Source organism: Lachnoclostridium sp. Marseille-P6806 (assembly GCF_900625025.1).
GTDB lineage: Bacteria > Bacillota > Clostridia > Lachnospirales > Lachnospiraceae > CAG-791.
On record NZ_LR130577.1, the window covers coordinates 67,323 to 88,069 of the forward strand.

At 54.6% G+C, this 20,747-nt stretch carries 17 protein-coding genes, 3 pseudogenes and 1 CRISPR repeat array; of the genes and pseudogenes, 5 read left to right on the forward strand and 15 right to left on the reverse strand.

Going from position 1 to position 20,747, the window contains the following annotated elements:
• Positions 1-3: 3 nt before the first annotated feature.
• From E0E20_RS05890 to E0E20_RS14435, 12 genes and pseudogenes are all read right to left on the reverse strand, one after another.
• Entirely contained in the window at positions 4-816 is an 813-nt protein-coding gene (locus tag E0E20_RS05890; protein WP_130837291.1) for a nitroreductase family protein, read from the reverse strand.
• Positions 800-1,570 (reverse strand): peroxide stress protein YaaA, encoded by a 771-nt coding sequence (gene yaaA, locus E0E20_RS05895; protein WP_130837292.1) that lies wholly within the window; start codon positions 1,568-1,570, stop codon positions 800-802. The genes E0E20_RS05890 and yaaA overlap by 17 nt, the downstream gene beginning before the upstream one ends.
• A pseudogene (gene bcp, locus E0E20_RS14565) lies at positions 1,567-2,020 on the reverse strand (thioredoxin-dependent thiol peroxidase). Before bcp ends, yaaA begins: the two are co-directional and overlap by 4 nt.
• A 309-nt stretch (positions 2,021-2,329) precedes the next feature.
• A CRISPR array of direct repeats spans positions 2,330-3,979; the repeat unit is 28 nt; unit sequence AGGATCATCCCCGCCACGCGGGGAATAC.
• Positions 3,980-4,023: 44 nt separating this feature from the next.
• A complete protein-coding gene (gene cas2e / locus E0E20_RS05905) occupies positions 4,024-4,902 on the reverse strand; it encodes a type I-E CRISPR-associated endoribonuclease Cas2e (protein ID WP_130837293.1) in 879 nt (292 codons plus the stop codon).
• 8 nt (positions 4,903-4,910) lie between these two features.
• Positions 4,911-5,957 carry a type I-E CRISPR-associated endonuclease Cas1e gene (gene cas1e, locus E0E20_RS05910; protein WP_130837294.1) on the reverse strand — a complete coding sequence of 349 codons (1,047 nt, stop codon included), beginning with the start codon at positions 5,955-5,957 and terminating at the stop codon, positions 4,911-4,913.
• A 100-nt stretch (positions 5,958-6,057) separates the two neighbouring features.
• Positions 6,058-6,681: a type I-E CRISPR-associated protein Cas6/Cse3/CasE gene (gene cas6e, locus E0E20_RS05915; protein WP_130837295.1), complete on the reverse strand. Its 624-nt coding sequence runs from the start codon at positions 6,679-6,681 to the stop codon at positions 6,058-6,060.
• Entirely contained in the window at positions 6,668-7,354 is a 687-nt protein-coding gene (gene cas5e, locus E0E20_RS05920; RefSeq protein ID WP_130837296.1) for a type I-E CRISPR-associated protein Cas5/CasD, read from the reverse strand. The genes cas6e and cas5e overlap by 14 nt, the downstream gene beginning before the upstream one ends.
• Positions 7,351-8,415, reverse strand: a complete 1,065-nt coding sequence (gene cas7e, locus E0E20_RS05925) for a type I-E CRISPR-associated protein Cas7/Cse4/CasC (RefSeq protein WP_130837297.1) — start codon at positions 8,413-8,415, stop codon at positions 7,351-7,353. The genes cas5e and cas7e overlap by 4 nt, the downstream gene beginning before the upstream one ends.
• 4 nt (positions 8,416-8,419) lie before the next feature.
• Positions 8,420-9,031, reverse strand: a complete 612-nt coding sequence (casB, locus tag E0E20_RS05930; protein WP_130837298.1) for a type I-E CRISPR-associated protein Cse2/CasB — start codon at positions 9,029-9,031, stop codon at positions 8,420-8,422.
• Positions 8,994-10,664 (reverse strand): type I-E CRISPR-associated protein Cse1/CasA, encoded by a 1,671-nt coding sequence (gene casA, locus E0E20_RS05935; RefSeq protein WP_130837299.1) that lies wholly within the window; start codon positions 10,662-10,664, stop codon positions 8,994-8,996. The genes casB and casA overlap by 38 nt, the downstream gene beginning before the upstream one ends.
• Positions 10,648-13,392, reverse strand: a complete 2,745-nt coding sequence (gene cas3 / locus E0E20_RS05940; protein WP_165444004.1) for a CRISPR-associated helicase Cas3' — start codon at positions 13,390-13,392, stop codon at positions 10,648-10,650. Before cas3 ends, casA begins: the two co-directional genes overlap by 17 nt.
• A gap of 293 nt (positions 13,393-13,685) precedes the next feature.
• Positions 13,686-13,850, reverse strand: a pseudogene (locus E0E20_RS14435) (hypothetical protein); the annotation flags it as partial.
• 161 nt (positions 13,851-14,011) lie between these two features.
• Between E0E20_RS14435 and E0E20_RS05950 the strand changes: the two are divergent.
• Positions 14,012-14,626 (forward strand): EAL domain-containing protein, encoded by a 615-nt coding sequence (locus E0E20_RS05950; RefSeq protein WP_130837301.1) that lies wholly within the window; start codon positions 14,012-14,014, stop codon positions 14,624-14,626.
• An 85-nt stretch (positions 14,627-14,711) separates the two neighbouring features.
• Entirely contained in the window at positions 14,712-14,885 is a 174-nt protein-coding gene (locus E0E20_RS13885; RefSeq protein ID WP_165444005.1) for a hypothetical protein, read from the forward strand.
• Between the two features lie 65 nt (positions 14,886-14,950).
• Here the strand turns inward: E0E20_RS13885 and E0E20_RS05955 are convergent, their stop codons facing one another.
• On the reverse strand, positions 14,951-16,564 hold the full coding sequence (locus E0E20_RS05955; protein ID WP_130837302.1) for a mannitol dehydrogenase family protein: 1,614 nt from the start codon (positions 16,562-16,564) through the stop codon (positions 14,951-14,953).
• Positions 16,565-16,702: 138 nt separating this feature from the next.
• On the opposite strand from E0E20_RS05955, the gene E0E20_RS14330 reads away from it, so the two are divergent.
• The 3 genes and pseudogenes from E0E20_RS14330 to E0E20_RS14150 form a co-directional block, all read left to right on the forward strand.
• A complete protein-coding gene (locus tag E0E20_RS14330) occupies positions 16,703-16,825 on the forward strand; it encodes a hypothetical protein (protein ID WP_278045057.1) in 123 nt (40 codons plus the stop codon).
• A 614-nt stretch (positions 16,826-17,439) separates the two neighbouring features.
• The gene (locus E0E20_RS05960) at positions 17,440-18,708 is read left to right on the forward strand and encodes a DEAD/DEAH box helicase (RefSeq protein WP_242622678.1); all 1,269 of its coding nucleotides are present in this window, start codon (positions 17,440-17,442) and stop codon (positions 18,706-18,708) included.
• A gap of 161 nt (positions 18,709-18,869) precedes the next feature.
• A pseudogene (locus tag E0E20_RS14150) lies at positions 18,870-19,022 on the forward strand (transposase); the annotation flags it as partial.
• 111 nt (positions 19,023-19,133) lie between these two features.
• On the opposite strand, the gene E0E20_RS05970 reads toward E0E20_RS14150, so the two are convergent.
• A complete protein-coding gene (locus E0E20_RS05970; protein ID WP_130837303.1) occupies positions 19,134-19,709 on the reverse strand; it encodes an N-acetyltransferase in 576 nt (191 codons plus the stop codon).
• Between the two features lie 30 nt (positions 19,710-19,739).
• Positions 19,740-20,669, reverse strand: a complete 930-nt coding sequence (locus tag E0E20_RS05975) for a hypothetical protein (protein WP_130837304.1) — start codon at positions 20,667-20,669, stop codon at positions 19,740-19,742.
• Between the last annotated feature and the right edge of the window lie 78 nt (positions 20,670-20,747).

Below are 20,747 nucleotides of genomic sequence, written 5' to 3' on the forward strand. Positions count from 1 at the left end.
GCCTTACATGGCCACCGTCACAATGTACTCCATGTCCTCAGGAACGGCGATGCCGGGATCTCTGCTCACCGCTTCCGGCCGCTCTCCCCGCTCTTCAAGTCCTGTCATGAAATGGCACAGCGCGATTCCCACATCGATCTTCTGCAGATCTCCCGCGGCATCACTGACATAGCCCTTGTCCCTCTTCTCATAAAAATGATACCGGCCGTCTTTCCGGATGATTCTCCACGGCTGTTTATTGACGGCGGACGGCGCCCAGCGCACCATTTCGATCAAATCGGAAATCTCCGCTTTCTCCTGCTCCGAAAGCGGCACATCCGGTACGCCGTCAAAGAACAGTCTGTCCGCCGGCATACGGCTGTCGGCATGAACGCCCTTTCGCATCAGCGTCTCCCTCACGGAACGCTGCTTTGCAGGATAACCGAGTGGACTTACACAGGGCATCATCTCGTTTTCAACGAGTGCGGCGGCTCTCTCAAACAATTCCCTCCTGATCGTCCCGCCGATCCATGTCGTTCCGATCCCGAGGGACCACGCATAGAGCACCAGCTTCTCAAAGGAATAGCCAAACGCGGCCTCTGCGCCGGGCCTCTTCTCGGTTTTCCCCGCCACATAGAGCTTTTCCCCCGTAAGAACCGGACTGGAAAGACCATACTCGTCCGCATCAAGGAACACAAAACGAACCGGAATGTGAAAGGGATTCGTGATCCCGGCAGCATACTGCTCCAGCGTTTCCCGATCCTCCGTGGAAAGCCCGCTCCCGTCAAAGCTGCGGACGCTTTTTCTGCTCTTTATTAGCTCAGACCATGCTGTCATTTTCATCGCCTCTCATCCGTACAAAAACATATTCCGTCTCTGATGATCGACTCTCGTCGAAACGGTATCCGCTCCTCCGGAATGCCTTGATCTGCTCCGGCTCCTCCGCGCCGATCCCGGCCATGAACCGCACCATTTCACCTCTGGCCATCTTGGCATACACGCCTTTCTGGATGATTCTGCCGCTTTCCGCCTCACCGAATACGCAACGGATGGAGCGGTCGCCCGGCTGCAGATATTTTTCTATGCACTTCGCATACTCTTTCGAGGCCAGATTGATCAGAACCCGACTGTCGTCCATAACCTCCCGGTACAGCGCATCGCCCCAGAAATCATAGAGATCACGATACCCCGCCACCTCCGCTTTTGCCTGCATTTCCAGCCGGTACGGCACTACGCCGTCCATGGGCTTCACCACGCCGTAGAACCCGGACAGAATTCGCAGATGCTTCTCTGCGTAGTCGAACTGGGCATCCTCAAAAACCACCGGCGCCATATAGGTATACTGTATTCCGTCATAGGCAAGAAGCGCAGGAGTCAGCCGCCGGCGAAGATCCATGTCCGCAAACCATTCCGCACTCTGCCGCGCAATCCTGTCGCTGCAGTCCCAGAGCTTCTTCTGATCCGCATACAGAAGAGCAATGATCCACTTTCTCAATGCCTCTGCCTTTCCCAGAAACACCGGAAGCTGCATGCAGGCAAGCGTGTCCATATCCTCCCGCATCTGCTTCGCCGGGGATATGATGATCCTCATGAAAGCTCTCCCAGCATCTGCTCCGGATTCTCTGCCGCTTTCACCTTATCAAAGGCTTTCTCGATCACGCCGTTTTCATCGATCAGATAGGTCGTCCGGACCACTCCCATAAACGTCCTGCCGTAGCTCTTCTTTTCTTTCCAGACATCATATGCCTGAATCACCTCTTTTTCTGTGTCCGAGAGCAGCGTAAACGGCAGCCCGTGTTTTTCTTCAAATTTTTTTTTGAGAGGCCACACTGTCCTTGCTCACGCCGAGCACGACCGCCCCTTTCTCACGAAACTGCGGGTACAGCTCCCCGAATGCGCAGGCCTGCTTCATGCAGCCGGCCGTCATGTCTTTCGGATAAAAATACAGAATGACTTTCTGCCCCCGGTAATCAGACAGACGCCTCTCCTCTCCGTTCTGATCAGCCAGCGCAAATTCCGGTGCTACGATTCCAATTTCAATCCTGACTCCGAAGCACTTTGTGCCGGGCACGCGCCCTCAAAATCCGTACAGGCAGTTTTGCGGCTGCGGTCAAAAGCAATTTGGGCTTCGGGACAAATTGCCGTATGAAACATTTCCGCGTCGGCGCGCAAGGCGCCGAGCCGCTTCGCGTCTCATGCCGCCCCCCACGTAACAGCGCTTTTCGCTTACGAAGCAAATCACACCGATACGCTGTTTGTTTTTCCACTGTCAACATAGCGCACTTTTGAATATCTTACAACCGCCACGCGGGGAATACGAGGAGAATATTTGGGTATTTCAATACTTTCAAGGATCATCCCCGCCACGCGGGGAATACCTGGGAGAAGTCAGACAGCTATCCTGCTGTAGAGGATCATCCCCGCCACGCGGGGAATACAAATGCACAAAGGAGGGCGCAGCCTATGACCTAGGATCATCCCCGCCACGCGGGGAATACTTTTCGGGAGGCGTTTTGGAGGGGGAAATCCTTGGATCATCCCCGCCACGCGGGGAATACTACCGGTGACACTCTTACGCTCACGGTGGACGGAGGATCATCCCCGCCACGCGGGGAATACAAGAAAACTGAGATAAGTCAATTTCAAAATGAAGGATCATCCCCGCCACGCGGGGAATACCTGACTGCCGCGATCGCGCGGAGTATCGTATCAGGATCATCCCCGCCACGCGGGGAATACGGCGTTCCATAAAACTGTCCACTTGGCTTTCCAGGATCATCCCCGCCACGCGGGGAATACTTTTTTCTTCCAAGTACTGGATGAACGGCGAGTGCATCATCCCCGCCACGCGGGGAATACTTATCACGTAGGCGAAACCGTCAAGGTGGACAAGGATCATCCCCGCCACGCGGGGAATACCAATCTGTACGAAGCCAATCTGCGCGAAGCCAAGGATCATCCCCGCCACGCGGGGAATACGGTCTGACATGATGCTCCGCACCTCTTCAGCCGGGATCATCCCCGCCACGCGGGGAATACGCAGACATCATTTCTCGGTTTCCGGCCAGATTGGGATCATCCCCGCCACGCGGGGAATACATCTCCTCAACTCTTACTTCGCCAAACTCCTCAGGATCATCCCCGCCACGCGGGGAATACTGTTATACCATGCCACCTAATAGGTGGCAAGTAGGATCATCCCCGCCACGCGGGGAATACGGACATGTGGGACAACTTTTCATTTGCGCAAAAGGATCATCCCCGCCACGCGGGGAATACGCTTCTTAAACTGCTTGTCAAATCGGGAAGTAGGGATCATCCCCGCCACGCGGGGAATACGACAACTTTTCTCCGAGATGAAAAACACCGTTAGGATCATCCCCGCCACGCGGGGAATACATATGCCTGCCCTGATTTTGGAATGTTTATCGGGGATCATCCCCGCCACGCGGGGAATACATGTGGACAGTCAGGTGGATGTGTGGCAGATGGGGATCATCCCCGCCACGCGGGGAATACAAGTCGTGTCCATCTTCGTCCTTGCAACAGTGAGGATCATCCCCGCCACGCGGGGAATACGCTTGTTTTTGCGTAGTCCATTTCTTCGATGCAGGATCATCCCCGCCACGCGGGGAATACGAGTGCTATATCGAAGAGGAGTTTGAACTGCGGGGATCATCCCCGCCACGCGGGGAATACGAGAAATGCGCGTGAGAACGAGCCGACGGCAGAGGATCATCCCCGCCACGCGGGGAATACGCATTTATCGGATGGAAAAAGGCCAGTGGGTATAGGATCATCCCCGCCACGCGGGGAATACACGTGGCATCACCGCTATGGAAAACGGCAGCAGGGATCATCCCCGCCACGCGGGGAATACGAAATTTCCTTTTTCCATAGCTTACGATATTTAGGATCACCCCCGCCACGCGGGGAATCCCCGTCATGCACGACTTGCGGAACCGCCGAAATAGGATCATCCCCGCCACGCGGGGAATACACTAAAAAATCCCTGAAAATCCGCCGTTTTCACGCTCTGTCGTGCTATATTTCCTTTAGTTTCTCATAGAGCCGGTAGGTCAGATAGCAGTCGTTATATGCTCTGTGCAGTTCTTTCTGTTCAAAACCCAAAAATTTCACCAATGTCGACAGCTTATAGTCCGGTGCGCCACGCACTCTGCGTCTGGCCAGCGCCAGCGTATCCACGCACGGATTGCCCGGCGTTTTGATCCCCGCTTTCCGGCAGCCGGACTGAATAAAGCCGACATCAAACGCAGCATTATGGCTTACAATTTTATCTCCTCTCATGAATTCCAGAAGAGAATTCAGCGTCTCTTTTAAGCCTTTTCCCTCCTCCTGCAATATCTCATCGGTAATCCCTGTCAGCTCACGGACGGCTTCCGGAATTTTTCCGGAGATTCTGACATACTGATGAAACGAGCCGCGGATCTCTCCCTGCTCTATCCGCAGCGCCGCCATTTCAATGATATCGCATTGCTGTATGGACAGGCCGGTTGTTTCGAGGTCAATGACCACATACGCATCCAACTGCAACTTTTTCTGTTTCGCCGCCCGGATACGGTTTATTTTATGTATATTCTCAATCCGCGTCTCCGTGATCTTTTCCTGTACGCCGGTTTCCCTATGTCCCGGCAGAGGCCTTTTCATCAGCTGAATCCCGTCAAAATCCACCGGCTCCCAGTTTGTATTATGCGCACGGAAGCCCATTCTCTGTTCTCCGGCCGCGCTGTAAACCATGGTCGCCTGCCCTGTTTTTATATTTTCACAGATGCGGTCCCACAGCTTATCGCGGACCCTGACGCTGATGTTTCCGACATATACGCCTGTATTGATTTCGCAAAGCCACTTTGAAATGTCCCCTCTAAGTTTGGGCGGGCAGTCTGTCAGGCTTATCACAACCATGAGCGTCCTCAGCTTTCTCTGTACAGTCTCCCGTTTTCTACGGTTCCGATGCGGTCATCCCAGAGATAAATCACATTGGAGGCTTCCTTTTCGAGCTCTTCCTTTTCCAGCAGGAGCCATCGGATATCATGAACCATCCGCTCCAGAATATGGGCCGACACCATGGCATCCCTGACCCGGCGTCTGACAACGGCAGGCAGATCCCACAGATTTTCGGAGTCTATCTGAATTTCGGAATCTGTCTGGACCTCGGAATCTGTCCGGAACTCGGAATTTGTCCGAAACTTAGAATCCGCCTGAATCTTAGAGCCTGCCTGAAACTCGGAGGCCGTCTGAAACGCGACAGGAATGGTGATCTCCGCCTTATACAGATCCGCGATGTCATAGACAAAAGAACAGTCATGTCCCACATGGACGAAGCCAAGTCCGGGAGAACAGCCGAGCGCCGCAATGACGGCATGCGCCAGTCCGTACAGACATACGTTTCCGGCAGACAGCGCCTGATTTACCGGATCGCCCGCGGCGAAATCCTCCGCATCGTAGCTGCGGCCTTTCCATGAGATTCCCCATTTTTCAGCCTGTCTGCGGTAAATGTTCCGCATCCTGCTGCCCTCCCGCCCCCGGAGCTGCTGCAGCGTCAGCCTCGACACATCCTCGCCCGAAAAGCGAATCTCATACATTTTTCTCACTACGCCGAGGTGCTTCCGCATATTTCCCACAAGCTCCGCCTGCCTGACGAGGAGCCGGGACTGGTGCGTGAGAGGACGGCCGGAGGCATAGTACCGGACGCCGTGCTCGCCCACCCAGGCGACACTGACGCCCGCATCGCCGATCAGCTCCATCGCTCTGTGCGTCACCGCCGTCCCCGGGCCCAGCAGCAGAACCGAAATGGAGGCCGCCGGGATATGAACCACGCCCTCGTCATCCGTCACCGTAATCGCGCTGTCCTGACGGTTCAGTTTACATTTTTCCAAATACAGAAAAGTCATCCTGTCACGGATTACCGGAAGCTCCTGAAGCTCCGGCCTTATCATTCCCGGCATCTCGGATTTCATAATTTCATCTTCCCCCGCAGGCCGCGCGCAAAGAGCGGCCTGCATGATCCCCGTTTCCTTATGTCCGAAGCCGTAGCTTTATCCTGTCCGCTGTCCCGCGCTATCCCTTTACAATCGTCAGCAGGCCCATCCCGTAGGCTTTTCCTCTTCCGATTCCGGTACACAGCGTCTTTTCAAAGAGCTCCCGGTTCTTTACCGTCAGAACGCCCTCATAAACCGCGCCTTTCAGGCTGACTCTCCGGCGCTGCTCTCCTTTCGCGAAAATGTGCCATCCTGTCTCTCTGACCTGAAATTCTCCTTTTTGCAATATAAAGCCGTTCTTTTCCGCCCGCTCGAGCAGCCATTCCTCCTGCTCCTCCACCGAGCAGCAGGCACGGACCTTTCCTCTTTCTCCGCGGGATACCATCTCGCTTTTTACGGGGTTCGCCGCCAGCCGGAACCGCCATCGGCTTCCGTTCTCCACCCTATGCAAAAGGGCGTCATAATCTCTCGTTTCCCATGGCTCTCCGGTCCCGTAGCGCTGCATCACCTGTGTGAGCTCCGGTTTTTCTTCGCTGAGAATGAGCAGGTACAGCTTTTCTCCCAGCGTGTCAATCCGCCACAGCTTTCTTTTCCGTTCCCCGGCAAACGCACTTTCCACCGCGCCGTGCAGGTTTCCCGGAGAGGAAAGCAGCCGCAGCGTGCTGCGCCGTTTTTGATCCAGCTCCAGCCTAGTCAGAAACATCCCTCTCCTCCTCCAGTTCTCTCATCGGGTCATGCTCCGCCGTCTCCCCGTCCGTTCTGGCAATCGAAAACGCTTTCACCGCCCGAAAGCCGTATCTGCGCATCCTCTGATCAAAGGATAGGGGCAGATCATTCTGCAGAACCGTTCCGCCCCCCTGCCCCTCGCTGTCCATGACAATCCGTGCGCATCCGGTGCGAAGACGGGGGTTTTCATCTGCAAGATACGGCTCGGAGCGCAGTGCGTATTCCAGTCCCGTCTCGCGAAGCCCCAGAACCAGAGGCATCACAGGCGGACAGGCTCTCCGCCCCAGAAACAGCGGATACGCGGGATGCCGGAGAGCGGTCTCCAGCTCATGCAGAAGCCCCTCGTCTCCCTCTATGCCCACCAGAAATACCGCGTCGCAGAGATAGCAGCGTTCCGTCACATAGGAAGTCTCCGCATTTCTGGCTGTGTGATAATCCCGCAGAATGACCCCCTCCCGATCGGCCCGCACGCCCGTCCGAAGAGCGCAGAGGCGGCTCAGATCCCCGTCCCTCGGCAGCCCGAGGGCCGCTGCCAGCAGGCCGATGATGCCGCTCTTGGACGGCTCCCGTCCGGTTCTTCTGGTCTCAAATTTAGAATCGATTCCCCATGACTGAAGCGGCGCCGCAAATCGAAGTAATAGCGTACTCATCCGTCTTCCCTCTGTACCAGATAATCCTCTGCATATTTTTCCACACGATCGAGCAGGTCGTCCCTCGATACCGTATCCATAAAGCCGTGCAGCGCCTTTCCCACCCCCAGCTCCAGGGCGGGCTCCGCCACATAGTCCTGATAGGTCTCCCTCGCGTAGTTCATCAGGCGTTCCGCCGATTTCTGCACATAGCCGTCCCTGCTTTTCACCGGCTCCTCAAAGGCTCCGCACAGATTGACGGGCTGATCCTTTCTGCAGGCCGCGTAAATGACATCCGGCCGCGTCCGGTTCCCGAAGCTGTTCTGCTTTCCCGTCGGCATGGAAACAATAAACGCCTCCGCGAAGCCCCGAACCACCTTTGCCGCATCCCTGCCGAGCAGTCCTGCGAGCTCGCCCACATTGACGGTCGCATAGCGGTAAAGCGTCGCGGAATTAAATTCGATGGTGCCGATGTGGCCGGCTCCCGCATTATCCTCCGGGGACAGATCATCCACAGCCGCGAAATAGTCATATTCCGTCTGCACTCCATGGGTGGAAATGCTGTGCGCAACCTGCGCCGCGGCATCGTAATTCAGCGACGGATCGGCCGCCACCATTCTGCCGAACAGCGCCATATCATAACCCGGTTCTCCCTTCAGCGCCGCCTTATATTTCTTTTTATCGCTTTCCTTGGCAACTGCCAGCGCGGCCAGCGCTTTCGCCTGCGCCGGGCTGAAAAAGCAGAGAACATCGCTCTCATTTTTTTTGCTGTCGATTTTTATGCCGATATATCCCAGCGCTTTCAATGCCAGCCCGTTGGCGTCCGCCTCCGGACGCAGAGCGGCAATTTCCGCCGCGAGCATATCCACGACCTTTTTCGTCCGGACGCCAAGCTCTTCCCCGGCAAAAATCCTCTCAAATTCCTCTCTCATGGCATGCTTCCATGCCTGCGAGGAAACTCTGGCCCGGGTGACGCCTCCATATATCGCCGTTTTGGGGCTTCCCGTATCATCCCTGTTCACACAACTGGGCGGCACGGTCTGCAGCACATGAAAATCAATATACAAGTTGTTCCTGTCCATAGTCTCACTCTCCTTTGTCTTCTTTTGGCATCAGCAGCATGTCTCTTGTCCGATAGTAATCTCTCCCCCAGTTCAGTCTGACGGAGGCCCGCTGGTTCAGATCCTGATAGCGGTACAGGTCCTCGGCCAGCGCAGGGTAATCCAGAGGGATCTTCTGCTGCCGCAGGAGCTGTACAAGGCCTTTCAGATGCCATGCCAGCCCTTGTATATCCGCCCCTGCCGCCAGCGCCTGAACCCGTCTCTGCACCGCCTCCTCGGAAAATTTCTCGCGAAGCGACAGAACCGCCATGGCTTTCCCGAGTCTCTGCCCGGCCTCGTACATGTTTTCTGTGCCCGGCTTTTTCCCCTGCTGATGCAGCGCATACAGGGTCAGGGCATCGTATACCGCCCATTCCGCCGGACCCGGCTCCTGCCCCGTACCCTCCAGCTCTTCCGGAAAGTCCATGAAAAGGCTGGCCCAGAGCTCCGGCATATCTCCCGGCTTTTTGCCGATTCCCCGCCGAAGCCTTGCAAGCTCTGCGCCTGCCGCCGCCTCATTGGGATTCTCCGAAATCTGATGCAGCTTGTATAAAACGATGTCACGCACCCGTTCCGACGGTCTCTTCTCCTGTGTCACGGATTCCCTCCCCTCTTGTGTCTCCGAGCAGTCTGCGTATGTTTCTCAGCAGACGCTCGTATGCTCCCGGCGCCGTATAGACGATCTCGGCATCTGCTCCCTTTATTTTTTCTTTCCTCTTTCTTCCCATATAAGCGCGGTCCCCCGCCTCCGCCACGAGCTCGCGCCCCAGCCGCTTCGCAATCCGCCGCTCCTCCTCCAGCCAGAGATCCGTGATCTGCTCCGCCTGCTCTCCTCCGGTTTCCGGGTCAATCCGCTGAAGCCATCCCCGGAAAGGGATATCCACTCTTTCATAGAACGCTGCTCTGGCCTTTTCCGCGATCTCCGGCTTCCCGTCGCCTCCGCCCGCCTTGTCCAGATCCTGCGCAAAATAGCCGATCACCTCCGACAGCTTCCGGCAGCGCTCCACCTCCCCGGCGATTCTTTCCCGCCACTCTGCTCCCGCCTCTGTCAGCAGCTGCGCATGAAACGAAAGCTGATCCGCAAAGGAATCGTCGACGAAAAAGTCCTTATCACCATAGTGCATTGAGGTGACGCGGAAGCGTACAAGCTCCTTTCTTCCCAGCATTCTGGTTATTTCTTCGTTCCAGCAGACGACGCCCGGATTTCGCACCGCTTCTTTTCCCTGATTCCTGTCGCTCGGAAAAACAGCACCGAAATCTCTCCACATCTGTTTGGCCGGATCATGGCGTCTCGGCTGAAAAACAGGCGGCCGGTCTTTTTTCTCTTTCACGGCTCTCCACACGGTCATCTGCTCCGAAAAAGCAAATTCCTTGGCGAAAAAGTCTCCACCCAGAACGCGGACGCCCGTCACCTTTTCTTTATTTCTCACAAGAAGAAGTCTTCTGGACTGCAGCGTCAGCAGCTCGGCCTGATTTTCCGGAAGCGCGATTTCCGTCCGTTCCCCGGCTCTCGGCTTTTCCCTCTCCCAGACCGGGAAATCTTCCTCCTCCCACAGCTCCGTCCCGTCCTTCAGCAGCGTCAGGTTCAGCATCAACGTCTCAAAAAGGTTTTTCCCCACCGCCGTAATCAGTCCCAGCTTACCCAGCCAGCCGGCGCCGGGCGAGGGCAGCTCCTTGCCCTTGGGCTTGGCGGAGGTATCGTCATAGCCATTGATATAAAGAAGCCATCGGGCCGCCTGCGCGCAGCTGAGCTCCTGCTTCGATTCCCCTGAATAAGCCGAAAAGAGCCGCACCTTGTTGCTGCTCTCTGAAATTTCTCCGTTCAGCTTGGCCGCCTCGTACTTTGTCCCGAGCTCCGCCTCATTCACCTGCCAGAACGGTCTTTCCTCATGGAACAGCCAGAAGCGATCCCTCCACTCATTCAGATAATTCCGGATCGGTTCCTCGGGCAACTTTCCCAGACGCCAGAGCGTCTCCCATCTGTTTCTGGCGTCCTTCGGGCGCTCGATCGGCGCCTCCTCGCCCGCGGCATTCACTCTGGAAAATACCGTATGCAGAACAGCCAGCAGTAAACGAAGCACAGCAATATCCTGCGCGGGCATCTCCCCCCGGATGTCGACATATTCATGCGCGTGTATCAGCGCCTCCGGCAGTGACAGCTCGCTGACCGCGCCGTTTTTGCCAAGCAGGCAGATCCAGTTTTCCTCGCACAGATTAAATTCCGGCTCCATGCTCTTCCTCCTTTCCGTACTCCAGCCCGTTTTCCGCAGAATATTTCAGATGATATCCCATAAAATCCGTTTCCATCCGTTCATCCAGCAGCAGAATCATCTCCTGACACAGAAGCGGCGCATGGTTCCACCCGGCAAAAAACGTCTCCCGGATTTTCCTGAGCTCCGCTATGGTTTTGTCTATCCTGCAATCGAGGCAGAAAATCCCCGGCATCCGGATGCTCTGCGTCAGAATCTCTCTCTGCTCCTCCTCGGACGGCACGCGGTCCGCGCACACCTCCTTTCCGCCAAACTGCCACGGAAGAAAGCAGATTGTCTCCCCCTGTTTTCTCAACAGAAGTACCTCAAAGGACGCATCCCCGTCGCGCACCGCCGCCTTGCCCTGCGCGTCTTCTACATACGACTGATGAAAAAGTCTGTGGATGGCAGAAAATTCCTCTTCCTCCGCCTCCTCCGGTGCAGCAAGCCGATAGGCATCCGCTTTTGTCCTCTGCTTCTTACAGGCTTTTTTATACTCGTTGCGATCTTTCTTATCCTCTGCACGCCCCTCCTGCGCGCCGCTTTCAAAGTCGTACACGCTCTGCACAAGCACCGGAATGGAGGAGGGCAGAAGCAGCCTCTCCGGAAGCCGCTCCGCCGTCCGTTTCAAAATCCACGCATCGTAGACACTGTTCCCCCATTCTTCCTCCTGCGGCTCCAGCACATAGCACTTCGCAGCGCCGAGGCAGGCGGGACGTATGTCATCATGCCTGTCATGCCGGTGCAGGCGCCCGATCCGCTGGAGCAGAAGATCCATCGGACAGAGCTCGGTCAGGAGAAGATCAAAATCAATATCGAGGCTCTGCTCCAGAACCTGCGTCCCTACCACCAGAAGACGATCCCGGTCAGCCCGGCCGGATTTTTTGCCGATCCGTTTCATAAGCGCCGCCTCTCTCTCCGCTCTGTCCCGGAAAAGGAATCGGGAATGGAATAAAATCACCTGCATTCCCGAAAGCTCCTTTCGGGCTGTTTCCGCAAAGCGCTGCGCCTCCGCGACGGTATTCATGATCACGCCGGCGCAGCCTCCCTCCCGCAGCCCTTCTTTCAGAACGGATATGGCATCCTCTTTGCAGATGCGAAAAACGGATACAGGTTTTTCTTCCTGCTGCATCTGCAGTGCGCTCTGCCGCACCTCTCCGCGGTCGGTCCATGTAAAAAGCGGATACTCCAGAGCCTTTTCCCACGGAGCCGCCCCGGCCCTCTTTCCTGCTCGCGGGCTTTTTCTTAAATAGGAATTGACCAGCGCCGTCCTTTTTTCGGCAGGAAGCGTAGCGGACAGAATAATGACGGGAACCCCGTATTCTCCCAGCCACTCCATAACCCGGTAAAGATACTGGCTCATGTAGCTGTCGTAGGCATGGCATTCGTCCACGATGACTACTTTCCCGACGAGGCCGAAATGCCGCAGCATGACATGTTTCTGCTGCAGCGCGGCCATCAACAGCTGATCGACGGTTCCGACGACAAAATCTGAGAGAAGAACCTGTTTTTTCCCCTTAAACCAGTTATGGACAATCAGACCGCCCTCTTCGCTGTCCTCCTCTACCCTTGCTGTCCCCTCAAACAATGCCCGGTAGTCCTCGTTCATCTCCGCCGCGCCATGGGCGAGCCGCACGGAGAGCTGTTCATTCTCCGCGAACTGACCGGCCCATTTCATGAGACGTGGAAATATTCCGTTGGCCGTAGCCTGCGTCGGCAAGCCGAAGAACAGACCGCCGCAGCCCTTTGCCCTCGCGAAAGTCTCCGCGGCCGCCAGTGCCGCTTCCGTTTTTCCGACCCCCATCTGCGCTTCCAGAATGAAGATCCCCGGCTCCTCGATTCCTGCGGCAATCTCCAGCGCCGCTCTCTGTACCGGATTCGCTTCATAAGAAAAACGATCGTAAAAAAGCTCCGCATCCATGCCAAAGCCCGTGACCAGCCAGCACGCCGGCGGATGCAGCCGCTTCCAGCCCGCGCCAATTCGTTCCGGATACATCTCCTCCCGCCCGGTTTCCTCCACGGATATCAGAGGGAAATAGCAGGTATTGCTGGCGATCCAGTCCGCCATAACCAGCATTCCGCTGAGCAGAAGCTGATGCTTCATTTCCAGAAATGCGAGCTGCGAAAGGGACGAATACCCTCCCTCGTCGAGCGCCGCTTTGATCCAGATATCCCAGAGGGTATCCCATTCGCTCTTCTGATCACCGTAATACAGGCGCGGGTTCAGATTCATTTCGAGCTCCGGATTGAGGCTGTCCGACTGCGGCGCGCCGTGATGCGCCCCCACGACGGCCGCGGCCCCGATGCGGCACCCTTTATTCCGCAGGATCACCTCTCCCGCCTTTGCATGCGGCGCATTGCCGGCGTCCCGCAGCTGAAAAAAACGAGGAATATGAATGCCCGCATCCTCCAGCCGTTCCCGGCACTGAGGATCCAGTGCATCGCTGATTCTGCTCTGAAAGACCGGCGTCGTCTTCCCTATATCATGGAGATAGCCGAGAAGCCGACACAGCTCCCGCATCTCGGCGTCCCAATCCCCGGTCTGAAAGCAGCTCGAAAAGCACTGCCTTGTCGCTTCCGGAATCCACTCATTCCACAGGCGGGCCATCACCCCCGCTGTATCCCGCGAGTGCATCCAGAGCGGAAGCCAGCTCTGGCCCCCATCCCCTGATTTCGCGATCAGCAGCTTGTCCGCACGTTCTGACATCATGAGCATCCTCCGGCCGAAAGAGTCTCTGTGCTTTTGAAGAATATCATTTCCCGAAACCGGAAAAGAATATTTTTAGAAGAGCAGTGAAATGACATACAAATGTCAATGCTTTACAAAGAATTTTTTCACCACTATTTTGTGTTCTCTTTACGATCCTAATTACTATCACAGAAATTCAAATTCCACGCTGGTGTCTTGTGCTGTGGTTGCTATCTCTCTGGATGACGTGGTTTCCATAAATTTTCTCCACCCCCGCCATTGCGGGGAAACTGCAAAACGCTCCCTGATTTACGTCATTCATCCTTGGAGCACCCTCGCCGCGCGAGGAACGTGATAATATATCTGTTATGAAACGCTCCTCCAGAGCCTGTTTCAGATTTTGAAGTCAAAATTTTCGACCTCAAAAATTCCCATTCATCTCCTGTGAGCTGAAATCCAAAATCTTCATCAAACTTCTTACTGTGCCTATAATATACCTGTTAGAATAATTTTTCAATATTTCATTAATCCTATTAATAAAATTAAGTCCACCTCTTTCTACAGCCTGATATCTTTCTTTCCCATGCGCGGGACCGCCCGCTGTGTTACGATATCCCTTGGCCTGTGAGCAGGCGGCCCCATGAGGAACCCACATCTGAACAACACCACTGCGGACACTTCCGCAAAACGCATCTCAGAGGAAAAAGAGCTCGACCTCTGGATCACCACTCACCGCGACGAAGCGCTCGCACAGCACCATATCGAGGTATACTATCAGCCCGTCGTCCGCACTCTGAACGGTTCTCTCTGCGGCTTTGAGGCTCTGGCCAGATGGCGCGATCCCGAACGGGGCATTCTCGCACCGGCGCAGTTCATCGCCGCACTGGAAGCAGATAACCAGATCCATAAGCCGGACGTATATATGATCCGTGAGGTCTGCCGGAAGCTTCGAGAGGAAATCGACAAGGGCAACCGCGTCGTTCCCGTTTCCTTTAACCTTTCCCGTCTGGACTTTTTTGCCTGCGATATATGCCACATCATTGCCGATTATGTCTCGCTCTGTAATCTCTCCATCGACCTATTCCACGTCGAAATCACAGAAAGCATCATCACCTCCAACGAAAGCCGTATCCGGGACGATCTCAACCGGCTTCGCGCCAAAGGCTTTTCCATCTGGATGGATGATTTCGGCAGCGGATATTCCTCACTGAACGTCCTGCAGGACTACCATTTTGACGTCATCAAATTGGCATGATCTTTCTGCGCAACTTCCCCGACCGCGCGCAAGATCATCACCGCGATCGTCTCGATAGAAAAAACGCTCGGCGTGCAGGTGCTCTGTGAAGGCATCGAGACGCGGGAGGCAGACCAGCTATTTCCGCGTCCTCGATAGGGGACAGAAGAACTGGTGCTTCTATATCATACTCCAGCTCCCCAGCCCCAAAACAGACGTCATCGTTCTGCTCTCCTTGGACTGCAGATTTGAAAATCCGGATGTGAACATTTCCCCCTGAGGATGTGTTTCTGAAACAGAATGGAAAGCCCTCTCATATCCGCTCGTTGTTATGGACAATATCGCTCACAGGTCTCCCAGATATTTTCTGAGAGTTGCGCGCACCGCCCCGGGGCCGGCGATTTCTTCGCGGAACATCGCTTCAATTTTCTCCCCGAGGCCGGCATTGTACAGATCGACACCGAATATATTGACATTGGAAAGAATCGGCCGGAGCTGATCCGCAGCGCTCTCCGGCCTCCCGAGCTCTATGCCGGCAAGCTGCCTTTGCAGCTCGGGAAGCAGCGGGTCCGGCGCCGGAGCAAACGGCTTCCCGTCGTCATCCACCGCCAGCAGATACCGCAGCCAGCCGGCAATGGCCAGAGGAACCCCGACGAGCGCCGCTGCCGTCCCGTCCTTTTGCAGATAGGATTTAATGGTTTCGCCGAAGCGGATTCCCATCATCTGGGAAATATCCACGGCGATGCGCTGCGAGGTATCTCCGAGAAAAGGATTGGACAGTCGGACATGAACCACTTCATCTAAAAAGTCTTTCGGATTTAGTATGCCCGGGTCCGTCACGACCGCGAGGCCCTCCGCATAGCCGATCCGACTTGCAAGACGGGCCAGCTCCGGATCGTTCATTCCGTCAGCGAAAAAGGTATGCCCGAGCATGCAGTCATACGTACAGAGCGCCGTGTGAATCGGATTCAGGCAGGTATTGACTTTCATTTTCTCCGCCTTGTCGACCGTCTCGCGGGAAGTCATGTAAACGCCGGCTTTTTCCAGCGCGGGGCGGCCGTTCGGGAAGTGATCCTCAATAACAAGATACTGCGCCTCTTCCGCATTGCCAAAGGGTGCAATAAATGTCTTTTTGTCCGTGACAATCGGCTGCATATCCTCCACGCCGTCGGCCGAAAGTTCATCCGCCACACTCTGCCCCGGCCGCGGCGTTATCTTATCGATCATTGTCCACGGAAAGGAAATGTTCCGATCATTCTGCACATATTCGAGAAAACCGTCTTCCACAAAGCCCCGTTTATTCCATTCCCGGCAGATCGTTAGAACGGATTCCCGGAGCTTTTCTCCGTTATGGGAGCAGTTATCCATCGAGACCAGCGCAAGCGGATATCCTCCCGCCCGATATCTCTGATGGAGCATGGCCGCGACGACCGCCATCGCGCTCCTCGCCGCCTCCGGGCCGCTCCGGATATCCTCTTCAATCCATTTCAGATACCGGCCGTCATGTCCCGTCAGCGCATAGCCCTTTTCCGTGATGGTAAAAGACACCAACTGGAGACCGGGCGCGCAGAACACCTCTTTCAGGCGGCTCCACTGCGGAGTCCCCGCTTTCGCGGCAATAGCCTCGCCAAACGGCGCCAGAACCCGCTTTGTTTTTGTCCCGTCCTGATGCAGGATCACACTGAGCATCAGGTTATCAAAGGGGCGGTAAATCTTGTCAATCACTTCATAATCATAGGGTTCAACGCAGGTCACTCCCTCCTGCATCAGCCCCCCGGTCAGCAGCCTGTCGGCAATGCTCCCGATGAAAATGCGGAAAATATTGCCGACGCCGATATGAACCCAGCGCGGTCTTTCCGCAGTCGCCTGCCGAACCGCCGCCGCATCATAGGACGGAAGAGCAATTCCCGCTCTCTCAAATGCCGCCCTGTCCGAAATTCCTTTCAAGGTCAGTTTCAAGGCTGTGTCCCCCCTCATTAAGAACAGGTATCTGATGAATGATACTTATACTACACACATTAACATGAGAGACTCTGTTTTCCTAATTATTTTCAGTGTTAAAATAATTTATAACAAGAAACCCGATGGAGGACCGCGATGGATATTGAAAAATATCTGCTTCTGATCAACGGAGAAGATAAAACCGATTACAGCCCAAAGATACAGTATATGGAGATACAAAGACGAATCCATCCGTCGGACTTCATCATTACCGCATAAGGAAACTTCATTCCGCAGACGGAAGATATTCTGGATTTCGGTCCTTTTTACCGCTTTCTCCGCGCCGGAAAAACATCTCCCGTATATCCGAAATCCTCTGTAATATTCCAAAAGAATTGTCTCCTGAACGAAAAGAGACGCGCTGCCTTTGACTACTTCAGGCAGACGGCAGCCGTGGTTTCAAACAACAACTCCGCCACTCTGAACGTAGCAGAAAAATTAGAGAAGAAAGGCGTCTCTTTCCTCACAGCCTTTTTAGGCAGTCACGCAAGTCAAATACCCCGCAGCTTGCTGCGGGGCATGATCTAGCTTGTTTCTGGATTTGTACGCCCCAAGGGGGCGGGGTATCCCGCCCTCGCGGAATTCGCCAAATGGACATGCAAGCATGTCCGCTTGGCTCATTGCCCGCGGGAATAAAGAACGCTTTCTGAATAATCAGTCCGGAAAATATCCCGATATGGACGCGTGGGCCCTGCCGCAAGAAGAAAAAATCTGCTGAATCAGGAGGTTGCCGCGCTCTCCGAAGAACTCAGCAATCTCCTCCCGGAAACTCCTGTCCCTCTTGCTGGACCCCCTGGCTGGAATATGAGGAGCATGCCCGACGGGGGAACAAATTGGGCCTGATTCAGAAAATTTTCATCCTGTTCCGCTTCAATCACAGCGCTCTGAGAATGTTCCTCCATGAGCCGGAATTGGTAATTCCGTATCTTCAACAACAGTTTTATGTGCTGCACCGGCAGGAATTGACAGAAGAGAGAGTACAGCTGGAGAAAAAACTGGAGGGGTTCTCTTTCGCGGAAAAGATGACGGAGCCGGCGGAAAAATCTCTGCGACTGTTCCACGCTGAGCTGAGCGAAGCATTCGACTGGCGGCGTCCGCACCGACACTTCAGCCAACAGGATTTGCAGAAAAATTCGGGAGATTTCAATCAAGAATACCCGGTGGTATTGAGTACAACCTACTCTGTCAAAAGCACCTTGAATCCGGCGCACGTCTACGACTATCTCATCGTAGACGAGGCTTCACAGGCAGACCTTGCCACCGGCGTACTGGCCTTTTCCTGCGCACGAAATGTCGTTATTGTCGGAGATCTTCAGCAGCTTCCCAATGTACTGGACAGTAAAAGTCTGCGGGACAGCGAAGATATCCGGGCCCGGTATTCCCTGCCGAAGGCCTATCATTTTTCTGCCCATAATCTGCTCTCCTCCGCGGCGGCAGCATGGCCGGACATTCCCTCCGTGCTGCTGCGGGAGCACTATCGCTGTCATCCCAAAATAATCAATTTCTGTAACCAGAAATTCTATGACGGAAAACCGATCGTCATGACCGAGGATCACGGTGAACCGGATGTCCTGACCATGTATCGGACGCCCCCCGGAAACCATGCGCGGGGACACACGAATCAGCGGCAAATCGACGTAATCCGTCAGGAGGTTTTCCCCAGACTGATGAAGCAGGAGTATAAGAGCATCGGCATCATCACGCCATACAAGGATCAGGTGGCAGTTCTTCAGGCACAGCTGAGCCGGAATCTGGAAACGGCAACCGTTCATAAGTTTCAGGGTCGGGAGAAAGGTGCCATCATTCTGACTTCTGTTGACAATGTAATCACAGAATTCGTGGATGATCCCCGGATGCTGAACGTGGCAGTATCCCGGGCCGTTCGGTCGCTGACGGTGATCACCTCACAGACCCCCCGGAACGATCGAACCAACTATGGCGACCTCGCTCGCTATATCGAGTACAACAACTGTGAAATAATAGAAAGCACCGTCTATTCCGTATTTGATCTGCTCTATCAGGAATATGACCGTCAGCGGCGGATTTTTTTCTTTTGCGGGCTGCGCTGCGCATGTGTCGCTGGTCAATATTTTGAAAAATGATTCATTGCTGAGCGCTGAGGAAGCCGCAGCCGCATATGCAGGAAATCCTCTGACACATGTGGATTTTCTTCTGTTTCGGAAAACAGATAAATCTCCTCTGCCCGCGGCATAAAACACAGGCGCAACACCATGGCATGGCTGCTGCGTCAACTGTCAGCCTCCTTGCTACCATCCCGGGGGTTCAACGGGATTCTGCCATACGCATCATCGCGGAGATCGGGGCCGATATGACACAGTTCTCCTCCGCAAAGCAGGCCTTAAAGCTGCTGAGGGCGGAGGGTATTATTGCCGAAGAAATCGGAGTCGCCTCCTGACGCTCTTTATATCTATCCCTGTACAGCCCATCCTTTGGTGGTTTTTTAACGTTACCCTTTTTATGAATACCCTCTACTTTCTTTCACACTATCCTCCATAAACAACATTTTTCAGCATCCTGTGCCGTCCAGACGGCATGCCGCCGCTTCCGGCCGTCCGGCTCTCAGCCCGACATCCTCCGGCGAAAGCGTGACGGTTCCATCCTCCAGCACGAAGCACGGGATCCCGACACAGGCGTTCTCTTTCGCACCCGCAAAGGCCGGTTCCGCATCCCGGAGCCGCAGAAATGCTTTCAGATCCTTTACGTGTCCGCCGATATCCACCATCCGGAAATCGTCTCTGCCCCTTATCTGCTTCGCGACATACGCGCAGTCCGGGCATGTCGACATGCCGTATACGGTAATCACCGTCTTGTCCTCTATTTCCGCATACGCCGGATTCTTTTCAACTAAATGCGCCGCATATGAGCAAAACGGCTTTATCCTCATGCCCTCCGTTTTCGCCTCCTGAACTACACAGTCCACCAGCTCTCCGGCAATTCCCTGACCGCCGTATTCCTGATTCACCTCTGTGTGCGTAATCACCCAGAATGTCTTTCCGGCGGCAATCTCGCACTCGCCCACGAGACGGCTTCCGTCATAGGCCGCTGCTCTGCGCCGCTCTTTCTCAAACTGTATCGCAATCATGATTCTCGCCTCCGCATCCCCGGATGTCTTTCAGTTATTATCCTCCCAGTAGCCGTAGGCTTCATCCCATGCTTCATCCTCATCATTGCCGCCATCGCTGAATTCGTCGGCCCAGTCATCGGCAAAATCTTCCGGATCATCATACTCATATACATCATATGGATCCGGATTATAGCCGGAACTCCCATGGGAATAATAGCTGCCATATCCGGAACTATTTCCCCCGGAATCTTGCAAGCCCGGAAGTGCGTTCTGATTATTTTCCATCCTCCGCTGCTCCTGTTCTTCATAGCGCCGCCTTTCCTCTTCATAGTACTCCTCCCACGTCTGTCCGTGATCTCCGGGATTCTGATTTTTATACCAATCGACAAAAGTATATTGGTCTTTCTTGAGAAGAAACGACTTTCGCGGTTCTAAATTTTCAACAATATGCGGAAGCTCCGACCTCATTGATAAATATACATCATCATACAAAAGCTGCCGGTCAATTACCGGATACTGAATAATCAGCCGGGTAGTATACCCCCGGTGATCATAAGGCTGTATCGCCAGATACCCTGCATAATCCCAGTTGTACAAATCCTGACAGTCCTGAAGATAGCCGTACATCTGAAGCTCTCCCACGACCGCCCTTTTATTGTCCGACTCATACAAAATCGTTAAGGAATAATTGTCAGGATCTATATTATTTGCATCATCTTCCCACGAAGAATCTTTTCCACCATATTCTTCATGCATCGGCTGCACTTCGACAGATACTTTGTCTTCCCACTCAAACGGACAATTCAGATTATAATACCTTGTCTGAATCTGGATTCCACCCGCTTCCGATGCCACAACGCGGCCACGGCAAACAGAAGCATCATTGATCCTTGCCGCAGCATAGCGGAAGACATAACAGCTTATAGGAATTGCCGCGATGACTCCCACTGTCAGCAGTGTATAATTGATCTTTTTCATGTGCCGCCATCCCTCATCCCTGTGACAACGCAGCGATTCCTGCCGCCAGTCAATTTTTCATCTTTCAATGAATTGCGC

What these genes read in the sequence shown, in the direction of transcription:
- E0E20_RS05890 (WP_130837291.1), bottom strand. Translation starts at nt 816, where the DNA reads ATGACAGCATGGTCTGAGCTAATAAAGAGCAGAAAAAGCGTCCGCAGC.
- yaaA (WP_130837292.1), bottom strand. Translation starts at nt 1,570, where the DNA reads ATGAGGATCATCATATCCCCGGCGAAGCAGATGCGGGAGGATATGGAC.
- cas2e (WP_130837293.1), bottom strand. Translation starts at nt 4,902, where the DNA reads ATGGTTGTGATAAGCCTGACAGACTGCCCGCCCAAACTTAGAGGGGAC.
- cas1e (WP_130837294.1), bottom strand. Translation starts at nt 5,957, where the DNA reads ATGAAATCCGAGATGCCGGGAATGATAAGGCCGGAGCTTCAGGAGCTT.
- cas6e (WP_130837295.1), bottom strand. Translation starts at nt 6,681, where the DNA reads ATGTTTCTGACTAGGCTGGAGCTGGATCAAAAACGGCGCAGCACGCTG.
- cas5e (WP_130837296.1), bottom strand. Translation starts at nt 7,354, where the DNA reads ATGAGTACGCTATTACTTCGATTTGCGGCGCCGCTTCAGTCATGGGGA.
- cas7e (WP_130837297.1), bottom strand. Translation starts at nt 8,415, where the DNA reads ATGGACAGGAACAACTTGTATATTGATTTTCATGTGCTGCAGACCGTG.
- casA (WP_130837299.1), bottom strand. Translation starts at nt 10,664, where the DNA reads ATGGAGCCGGAATTTAATCTGTGCGAGGAAAACTGGATCTGCCTGCTT.
- cas3 (WP_165444004.1), bottom strand. Translation starts at nt 13,392, where the DNA reads ATGATGTCAGAACGTGCGGACAAGCTGCTGATCGCGAAATCAGGGGAT.
- E0E20_RS05950 (WP_130837301.1), top strand. Translation starts at nt 14,012, where the DNA reads ATGAGGAACCCACATCTGAACAACACCACTGCGGACACTTCCGCAAAA.
- E0E20_RS14330 (WP_278045057.1), top strand. Translation starts at nt 16,703, where the DNA reads ATGGATATTGAAAAATATCTGCTTCTGATCAACGGAGAAGATAAAACC.
- E0E20_RS05970 (WP_130837303.1), bottom strand. Translation starts at nt 19,709, where the DNA reads ATGATTGCGATACAGTTTGAGAAAGAGCGGCGCAGAGCAGCGGCCTAT.
- E0E20_RS05975 (WP_130837304.1), bottom strand. Translation starts at nt 20,669, where the DNA reads ATGAAAAAGATCAATTATACACTGCTGACAGTGGGAGTCATCGCGGCA.